This window comes from Methanobrevibacter sp. 87.7, assembly GCF_002208625.1.
Lineage (GTDB): Archaea > Methanobacteriota > Methanobacteria > Methanobacteriales > Methanobacteriaceae > Methanarmilla.
In genome coordinates, this window is the sequence record NZ_MRCT01000065.1 from 1 (window position 1) to 10,223 (window position 10,223).

The 10,223-nt window shown below is 25.7% G+C and carries 9 protein-coding genes; 7 read left to right on the plus strand and 2 right to left on the minus strand.

Annotated features, from left to right (window positions below):
* Positions 1–213 precede the first annotated feature (213 nt).
* The 7 genes from gatD to BGI41_RS04445 all read left to right on the plus strand — a co-directional run bounded on the left by gatD (position 214) and on the right by BGI41_RS04445 (position 8,434).
* Entirely contained in the window at positions 214–1,521 is a 1,308-nt protein-coding gene (gatD, locus tag BGI41_RS04415) for a Glu-tRNA(Gln) amidotransferase subunit GatD (protein WP_088539021.1), read from the plus strand.
* Positions 1,522–1,530: 9 nt separating this feature from the next.
* Positions 1,531–3,408, plus strand: a complete 1,878-nt coding sequence (gatE, locus tag BGI41_RS04420) for a Glu-tRNA(Gln) amidotransferase subunit GatE (protein WP_088539022.1) — start codon at positions 1,531–1,533, stop codon at positions 3,406–3,408.
* A 768-nt stretch (positions 3,409–4,176) separates the two neighbouring features.
* Entirely contained in the window at positions 4,177–4,746 is a 570-nt protein-coding gene (locus BGI41_RS04425) for a GMP synthase subunit A (protein ID WP_088539023.1), read from the plus strand.
* Positions 4,747–4,972: 226 nt separating this feature from the next.
* Entirely contained in the window at positions 4,973–5,233 is a 261-nt protein-coding gene (locus BGI41_RS04430; protein ID WP_088539024.1) for a hypothetical protein, read from the plus strand.
* 25 nt (positions 5,234–5,258) lie between these two features.
* Positions 5,259–6,185, plus strand: coding sequence for a glutamine-hydrolyzing GMP synthase (gene guaA, locus BGI41_RS04435; protein WP_088539025.1), 927 nt, complete (start codon positions 5,259–5,261; stop codon positions 6,183–6,185).
* 33 nt (positions 6,186–6,218) lie between these two features.
* Entirely contained in the window at positions 6,219–6,941 is a 723-nt protein-coding gene (locus BGI41_RS04440; RefSeq protein WP_088539026.1) for a zinc ribbon domain-containing protein, read from the plus strand.
* Between the two features lie 290 nt (positions 6,942–7,231).
* Positions 7,232–8,434: an Nre family DNA repair protein gene (locus tag BGI41_RS04445; protein ID WP_088539027.1), complete on the plus strand. Its 1,203-nt coding sequence runs from the start codon at positions 7,232–7,234 to the stop codon at positions 8,432–8,434.
* A gap of 150 nt (positions 8,435–8,584) precedes the next feature.
* Here the strand turns inward: BGI41_RS04445 and BGI41_RS04450 are convergent, their stop codons facing one another.
* Both BGI41_RS04450 and cgi121 read right to left on the minus strand, forming a co-directional pair.
* Positions 8,585–9,556, minus strand: coding sequence for a DegT/DnrJ/EryC1/StrS family aminotransferase (locus BGI41_RS04450; RefSeq protein WP_088539028.1), 972 nt, complete (start codon positions 9,554–9,556; stop codon positions 8,585–8,587).
* 91 nt (positions 9,557–9,647) lie between these two features.
* Positions 9,648–10,157: a KEOPS complex subunit Cgi121 gene (cgi121, locus tag BGI41_RS04455; RefSeq protein WP_088539029.1), complete on the minus strand. Its 510-nt coding sequence runs from the start codon at positions 10,155–10,157 to the stop codon at positions 9,648–9,650.
* Between the last annotated feature and the right edge of the window lie 66 nt (positions 10,158–10,223).

Genomic DNA, 10,223 nt, shown 5'->3' on the forward strand with positions numbered 1-10,223 from the left:
ATAAATAGAAAAAACTATTCTTAAAACTAAAAATAGAAAAAAATTCTTATAAAGCCAATAATTTATAAAAAAATTATTCTTAAAACTAAAAATAGAAAAAAACCATATAAATTCAATAATTTATAAAAAAATTACAAGAATAGAATTTTATTAAACTTAAATATTTTATTAAAAAATTTACAAGCTAAATTATTAATTATTTAAAGTGATTTAATGACTTATAAAGAAAATTCAAAAAAATTTTTAGATGAAACTAATATTACTATTGGTGATGTAGTAAAAGTTTCAAAAGATGATGTATCTTACAAAGGAATATTACTTGACAGATCAGAAGATGCAGAAGATAATTACATTGTTTTAAAATTAGATAGTGGATACAATGTAGGTATTGAAATTACTAATGCATCAATAGAACTTATTGAACAAGGAAGTAAACCAGAAATAGGTTATGATGAAACAGAAATACCTCATGATGATAATAAAATGGATATTTCTATTATATCTACTGGTGGTACAGTTTCATCTATTATTGATTATAGTACTGGAGCAGTACATCCTGCATTTACTGCTGGAGATTTACTTAGAGCTAACCCAGAACTTATTGACCTTGCAAATTATGATGTTAAAGCATTATATAATATTCTAAGTGAAAATATGGAACCTAAATATTGGGTAGAAGCTGCAAGAAGTATTGCAGATGATATAAATAATGGTTCCCAAGGTGTTGTTATTGCTCATGGTACTGATACAATGCATTATACATCAGCTGCACTTAGTTTTATCTTAAGAACACCTGTACCAATAGTAGTTACTGGTGCACAAAGAAGTTCAGATAGACCTTCTACAGATACATTTTTAAACCTTATAAATTCAGTAGGTGCTGCAAAATCAGATATTGCAGAAGTTACTGTTTGTATGCATGATTCATTAGATGATAATATATGTGCATTACATAGTGGTGTAAAAGTTAGAAAAATGCACACTTCAAGAAGAGATACATTCCGTAGTATTGATGCAGAACCTATAGCATACTTAAAAGATGGAGAAATCCAAGAAACTACAAGACCATATGTTAAAAGGAATGAAAATGAACTTAAACTTTATGATGATATTGAAGATAAAGTAGCTCTTATTAAAAGTTATCCTGGAATATCACAAGAAATCATTGATTACCATATAGACAAAGGTTATAAAGGATTATTAATTGAAGGAACTGGTTTAGGTCATGTACCTGAATATATGGTTCCATCACTTGAAAGAGCAGCAGATGAAGGAATTCCATGTGTTATGACCTCTCAATGTATATATGGTAGAGTAAATATGAATGTTTACAGTACTGGTCGTAAACTTATAGATGCTCATCTTATATCTGGAGAAGATATGACACCTGAAGTTGGATATGTAAAATTATGCTGGGCATTAGGTCAAAGTGATGATATTAAAGATGTAAGAAAAATTATGGAAACTAATATTGCAGGAGAAATCAATCAAAGAACCTCTGCAAAATACTTTTTAAACTAAGGTGAGACAATGACAGATAAATATAATTGGGAAGAATTAGGCCTTAAAATGGGACTTGAAATACATCAACAATTAAATACTAAATCAAAATTATTCTGTTCATGTCCTACTGAACTTGTTGATGATGATGTAGATTTAAAAATTAAAAGGAATTTAAGACCAACACAAAGTGAACTTGGTCAAATAGATAGAGCAGCACTTCAAGAATCAATGAGAAAATTAAATTTCAACTACGAATCTTTTAACAAACATACATGTCTTGTTGAAACTGATGATGAACCACCTCATAAATTAAATCGTGAAGCTCTTGACCTTGCAATAACAATATCTGTACTTTTAAATATGCATATTGTTGATGAATTCCATACAATGAGAAAACAAGTTATTGACGGAAGTAATACAAGTGGTTTCCAAAGAACAGGACTTCTTGCAACTGATGGATACCTTGATACACCATATGGAAGAGTAAAAATTGAAACTATTGGTCTTGAAGAAGATGCAGCAAGAAGAATAGATACTGATGATGAATTTACAGAATTCAGATTAGATAGACTTGGAATTCCTCTTGTTGAAATTACAACAGATCCTTCAATGCATCATCCTAAACAAGTTGAAGAAGTAGCATATATGATTGGTCAAGTTTTAAGAAGTACCAATGTTAAAAGAGGACTTGGAACAATTAGACAAGATTTAAATGTTTCTATTGCAAAAGGTGCAAGAGTAGAAATTAAAGGTGTACAAAATCTTGAATTAATGCCAGAAATTGTAGAAAGAGAAGTTGAAAGACAAATTAAACTTCTTGAAATTAGAGATGAACTTAAAAAACGTAATGCATCAGTTGATGAAACAATATATGATCTTGACGAATTATTAAAAGACACTGAAAGTAAAATATTAAAATCAGCAAAATCCATTAAAGCAATTGTTTTAAAAGGATTTGATGGATTAATAGGTGTTGAAGTACAAAAAGGTAGAAGATTTGGTACAGAACTCTCAAGTTATGCTAAAAAACGTGGAGTAAGTGGATTATTCCATACTGATGAATTACCTGCATATGGTATTACCCAAGAAGAAGTAGATAAAGTAAGAGAATACTTAAATACTGACCCTCAAGATGCAGTTATTATTGTAGCTCATGACCCAGATGTTGCAGAATCTGCACTAGAAGAAGTTATTAGAAGAGCAAAACTTGCATTTACAGGAGTTGTTGAAGAAACTCGTAAATCATTAGATGATGGTAATACTGAATATATGAGGCCACTTGCTACAGCAAACAGAATGTACTTAGAAACAGATATTCCATTATTTAAAATAACTGATGACATTGTTGAACCTATTAGAAATAATTTACCAGAACTTCCAGATGTTAAAAAAGAAAGATTTATGAAAGAATATAAATTAAGTGAAGATCTTGCAAACCAAATTGTAAGACGTGTTCTTGGTGATGAATTCGAAAATATATTAAAAGAAACCAAAGTAGATCCAACAGTTGTAGCATCAACATTAAGTTCTGATTTAAGAGATTTAAGAAGAGAAGGTGTTGATATTAGTTCAATGACTCAAAACAGACTTATTGAAGTATTTACACTTCTCCAAAATGATAAAATCTCAAAAGATGCAATAAGAGAACTTATTGAAGCTATGTGTAAAAGCCCTGAAAAAGATGCAGAAACTGTAGCTAAAGAAGAAAACTTAAGTTTACTTAGTGAAGATGCAATAAGAGATATCATTAAATCAATTGTTGATAAAAACGAATCAATGGTACAAGAACGCCAAATGGGTGCAATGGGGCCTTTAATGGGTATGAGTATGAAAGAACTTAAAGGTAAAGCAGATGGTAGTCTTGTAAATAAAATTGTAAGAGAAGAAATTCAAAATCGTATTTAGATAAACTCTAAATACATATTTTTTTAATTAATAATTTAGAAAACTCATTAGATTATAAAATTAGTTAAAATTTAGAAATTAAATTCTTGAAAATTCAATAAAAATAGTAAAAAACATAAAAAAAGCCAATAATACATAAAAATACAAAAAACACATAAAAAAAGCTAGAAAATACAAAAATAGTTTAAAGACTTTAATGAAAACAAAATCTATAAAAATAAGCAAATATTCAAGAAAAAAATTAAATAAAGTCTTAACAGTAAAAATAATCTGTTAAAAAGTAAATTAATTAAATAAAATAGTTAATATCTACCATATCTATCTTGTAAAAATACATAGATAAAGAATGCGATTAACAGTATTACAATTACTGGTAAGAGCCATATGAACAAGTAAAATATAATTATTGCAAGTAAAATCACAATTAAAATATAAACTAAGTCTTGAGTTTCCATAAAAATAATATTATAATCATAGTATATAAAACATTTGAATTATTATAAAAATTATATATAAATACAATTAGTAGTTTTAAATCTAAAAATAAAAATAAAATTCAAACAAGAAAAGAAAATAAGATTTTATAATATAATAAATCATTAAATTCTATTATAATATTTTTTATTTTAAACTTAAGATAAATATTTAAATCTAAAAATTTAATTTAATTAAGGCTTTTTATAAAAAATAAATAATAAGTATTATATATAATATATTATTATTTAATAAAATTTATTTAAATTTAAAAATCATAGCGAGAAACAAAATATGAAAATTCTAATTATAAATAATAGAGGTCAATATAACCATAGAATTCAAAGAAGTTTACAAAACCTAGATATACCTTGTGAACTTGTTCCTAACTCTTTAACTGTAGAAGAAATTAAAGAAAAAGAACCAATGGGATTAATATTAGGAGGAGGACCATCACTTACAATGAGTGGTAACTGTCTTGATTATATTAGTGAAATTAATGTACCAATATTAGGTATCTGTTTAGGTCATCAACTTATAGCTCAAAAATTTGGAGGAGATGTTGAAACCTCAAAAACTGAAAGTTATGCACAAGTTCAAATTAATATTAATGATGAAGAAGAACTTCTTAAAGGTTTAGCACCAACAATGGATGTTTGGACATCACATAAAGATGAAGTTAAAAAATTACCAGAAAACTTTAAAATATTAGCAAGTTCAAATATTTGTGATATTGAAGCTATGAAACATAATACAAAAGATATTTATGGAATTCAATTCCATCCGGAAGTACATACTACTCCTAAAGGAGATATAGTATTCCAAAACTTCTATGAAATTTGTAAAAATAATTTAAATAAATAAAAATACTTAAAATTAATTATTAATTAAAATATACAATTAAGATAATTATTATAATAAACTACTTAATTATTAATAATAAAAAATATGTGAATAACCTAAAATTAATTATTAATAAAAAATTTAATTTATTATTATAATTAATTATTAATGAGATAATTTAAAATAATAATTAATAATAGATTAGAATAATTCAAGAATTAAATTAAATAGATTATGAGGAATCAAAATGATTAATAATGTAGATGAATTAAGAGAAAAAGCAATGGAAAATAAACCAGAACTTAAAAGAGAAAGAATTAAAATACCAATAGGTGATGATGAATATGAATTCAACATTGCAGGTGTTGGTGAAAAAAGTATCATTCTTAGAAAATTCGTTAAATATGATGATATAATGGAAGCTATTGAAGCTGGAAATGATAATGGTCTTGAAAAAATAGTTTTAGATTTCATTGATGAATTTAAAACTAAAAATGAAGAAGACTAAAAATAAAATCTAAGAGGAATTAACAATGTGGACCCCTAAAGGTTTTATAGATGAAGCAATTGAAAAAGTAAAAGATGAAATTAAAGATGAAAAAGCAGTAATAGCATTATCTGGTGGAGTTGACAGTTCTGTATGTTCTGTTCTTGTTGGTGAAGCTATTGGAGATAACTTAACTGCAATATTTGTAGATCATGGTCTTTTAAGAAAAGGAGAAGCAGAACAAGTTGTAAATACATTTAAAGATAGATTAAATTTTATTTATGTTGATGCATCTGATGAATTCTTAGAAGCATTAGAAGGTGTAGTAGATCCTGAAGAAAAAAGAAAAATAATTGGTAAAAAATTTATTGATGTCTTTGAAAGAGAAGCTTCAAAAATTGATGCTAAATACTTAATTCAAGGAACTATTGCTCCAGATTGGATTGAAAGTCAAGGAAAAATTAAATCTCACCACAATCTTGCACTTCCAAGTGGTATGGTCTTAGAAGTAGTAGAACCTATTCGTGAATTATATAAAGATGAAGTAAGAGAAATTGGAGCAGAATTAGGACTTCCAGATTCTATTATACATCGTCAACCATTCCCAGGTCCAGGTCTTGCAGTAAGAGTTATTGGGGAACTTACAAGAGAAAAAATTCAAATATGTCAAAATGCTGATGCAATTGTACGTGAAGAAGTTGAAAAATCAGGATTTAACAAACAATTATGGCAATACTTTGCAGCATTAACTAATACAAAAGTTACTGGTGTAAAAGGAGATCAAAGAGATTTCGGATACTTAGTTGTTGTAAGAATGGTTGCATCTGTAGATGCTATGACTGCATATGTACCAGAAATTCCTTGGGAGCTTATTAGAACAATATCTAAAAGAATAACTTCAGAAGTTTCTGAAGTAACACATGTATCACTTTCAATAAGTGATAAACCACCTGCAACAATTGAATTTGCTTAAATCTAAATAAAAAAATTCGAGAAAGTGATTTAAATGGAAGGTGCAAAAACAAAATTTTGTATTTATTGTGGTAAAGAAATACCGATAAATACTAAAAAATGCCCTTACTGTATGCAATGGCAAGAGAAAGAAGAAAATATCTCTAGAAACCATTTTATTAATAATTATGTATCACCAGAACATGAAGAAGAATTAAAAAAAGATGAAGCAATAAAAACTAGAGAACTTGAAAAAAGAGAGTTCTATGATAAATTAAACAATCCAGAAAGAGAATACTCAAATGTATTACCTCTTAGAAGAGAAATATTATTATTAATCTTTGGTGGTAAATTATATACAATATGGTGGTTTTATAAAAATAGTACCCATTTAAAAAATGATTATAATAGAAATATAAATCCCGGATGGCGTACACTTGGTTTTATAATACCTATTATTAATTGGTTTATATATTATTACTTATTAAAAGATTATAAAGAAATTCTTGATAAAGAGAATATTGAAAGTTACTCACCAATTGAAAATACATTATTATATATTTTCATACCCGTAATAGGTACTTTCTGGACATTCTGTAATGTACAAGAATCAATTAACCAAATATGGATTAAAAATCAAAGAAATTTACCAGTTCGTAGAAGTTTTACAAATGGAGAAATTGCATTTATGATAATTATAGTTATTGTAACAATAATTATAATAATATCAATTATAGCTTATATTAATTCATTAGTAAATCCAGTAGCTACATTTTAAATAAACACGAAAGATATATATTTTTTAATAATTTTATTAAAATTAAATATATATTTTTACATTTAAATCAAAATACTTTTTTTAAAAAAATTTTTAATATTTAATTTATAATAAGTAAAGATATTTTAGACTATAAATTAAAATATGCAAGATTTAAAAAAATAATTTAGATTAAAAATAAAAAATCTAAAAATTAATTAAAAATAATTTAGATTAAAAATAAAAATAAAAAATCTAAAAAAATTAATTATATTATAAAAAAACATAGAATTAATAAATTTTGAGATATTATGAAAGCAGGAAGACAAAGAACAACAAAACATGCTTATCTTGAAAAACTTACAAGAGATATAAAAATGAAGTCAGTCAAGGTAGGTAAAGACCTTGAAGGTAGTACACCTCCATCAGTATTCATAGGAAGATGGAGTTACCCTAAAGTATATGCTGGACCTATGATGGCAAATCAATTAGGTGATACCTATATCATGGATGCACCAGAGTCTTGGTTAAATCAAAATAAAACTCAAAATGATATATTAAGTTATCGTATGAATCTTGTAAGAGGAAAACAATTAATTGATATTAAAGATTTAAACAACCCATATGTTGAAAAATTACAAGATATTTCACTTGCATCAAAATCAACTGATGCAGAAGCAAATTTTGTAAAAAGACCAAGAGGTGCACAATTATCACAAGAATCAATGCCTCATGGACCTAGTGGAATACTTGAAAAATTTGATATTGATGCAGTAAGATGGGATAAACAGCTTGAAAAATCATATTATGATACAGATTTAAGAGCAAGAGATGCAGTAATGGCATTACATAATAAAAAAGTTCCATTTTCAGCTGTACAGAAAGCATTCTCAGTAGGTGCATTTGGAATAGGTAAAAACAGAAAATTAGTACCTACACGTTGGTCAATTACAGCATGTGATTCTGCACTTGCAGATAAACTATTAAAAGAAGTAAGATATAATCCAATTATTGATACTTATAGAGTATATGAAAATGAAGCATTAAATAATTACTATGCAATAATATTAACTCCAACAGAATGGCAATATGAATGGACTGAAGGATTCTATAAAGTTGAAAACAATGAAGAATTTGTCTTTTCAGATTATGAAACCAATGAAGATAAAAAAGAATATTCAACAGTAGGTGGATGTTATTATACAAGTAAAATGGTAGTTCTTGATGCATTAAATAAAATGAAATTACAATCTGGATTAATAGTATTAAGAGAAGCATATACTGGTTATGTTCCAATGGGTGTTTTTAATGTACGTGAAAACATGAGAGAAGCTATGGAAAAACCATATAAAGAATTTGAAGATTTAAAAACTGCACTTGCATATGTTGGTAAAAACTTTAAAATTCCATTAAGTAGATACATAAAAACAGGAACATTACTTAACGAGATGCTACATACTAAACAAACAACTCTTGACTCTTACTTTAAAAAAGATCCTAAATTCCAAAATTAAATTAAAAATTTTTTATTTTTCTTAAATTTTAAACACAATAAATTAAATATAATAAAAAAATCTTATTTTACATAAAACTTAAAAAAAATAGTAAAAAATATAATAAAAAAAATCTTATTCTTCATAAAACTTAAAAAAAAATAGTAAAATTCATTGATATTTTTTAACAATTTCAATAATTTCATCAAGATTACTCTTTGATAATTGAGAAATATCAAGATTTTTAATTTCAAGTGCTACTCCTTTTTCTTTAAGTCTATTATAATTAGGACATTTAGTAACCATTCCATGACTATCTAAAACAAGTTCTTGTCTAAGATTCCATGAAAAATGTTTAGGATCATCATTTTTAATAAATACATTAATTCCTCTTTTATCAGCATGAACTACATTATCAATATTATTTTTAAGATAATTACAAGCATCAATATATTTATTTAAATTAGAAGAAGCATTCTTAAGTTCACTAATTATTCCACCTGCAGTAATTTCATTAGATTTAAATGATTTTAATAATATTCTATTATTATCAAATACCTCTTTAATATTAGTTGTAATAAATCCACCGTCTTCAACATTTAAAATTTTAGGTGAACCAGTAGAACCTACTATAATATCTGAATATTTACCATTTGCAAGTTTAGAATCTCCTATTGAACCAGATACATCTTCAATTAAAATTACATCATTTTCATGACATATTTCTGAAATTTCTTTAATATTTTGTTCTGCAGTATATGCTGCAAAACTAGTTAAAATTAATCCATTGACTTTAGATTTATCTAAATTACTTAATGTATTATTAAGTTCATCAATATCAATTAAACCAAGATTTGTTTTAACAGTTTCAAAAGGTTTATTTAAAAATCTTGAAATCTGTTTAAACCCATTCCAACCACCTTGATCTGGAATAAGAACATCCCCATTTATATAAGAAAGTCCAATGAAAATTCCAGCATTACCACTTGATACAATATGTGCATAATCATGATTTGTAGTATCTTTTATTTTATCCTCTGCATAATCAATATATGAATCAATATTAAGAGGATTATTACCTAATGCAATCTCAGATTTTATTTTCCTTGTATCTTCTGATGATTTTTTAAATTTTAAATCCATGATATTACCTACTAGTTTTAAAACAAAATTAGAACAATAAATAAAATATAAACAAAACAACAACTATAAACAAGTAATTTAATTGAAAAAATTAGACATCAACAATTAAACTAGTAGTTTTGTCAATTAATGAATCTTCAATATACATTGACTTATTTTGTTTATCTGAAATATTATAGATCTTTGATAAATATTTAATATCTGGTTCAAATACTGAATCGTTTAGAGTAAACATATTATTTAATTCATCTTCAAAGTAATCTGGACAATCAATCATGACAACACATATATCCATTTTACCAGTATGTAAACCTAAAATTTCTAAAGCTTTAGATATTTGCCTTTGAGCTGAAATTCTTAGACATAATTCAATACCTAAATCATTAGCTAAATTTTCCCCTCTTTGAAATGCTTTAATTGCTTCAATAGTACCATGAAGAACATGACGTTTACCACCAATAGCATGAGCATTTAATAATTGAATAACTCCAATATCACAACATTGATCTTTAATATTATCAATATTTTTTAATGTTTTAGATACATCACTTATTTCTCCAGTATATCCTAAAATTTTAATATTATTTGTAATATTCTCCAATATAATACCCTCTAAAGATGTTTATTAATATTAATTTAATAAAAACAAATTAAATAGCTTTAAAAT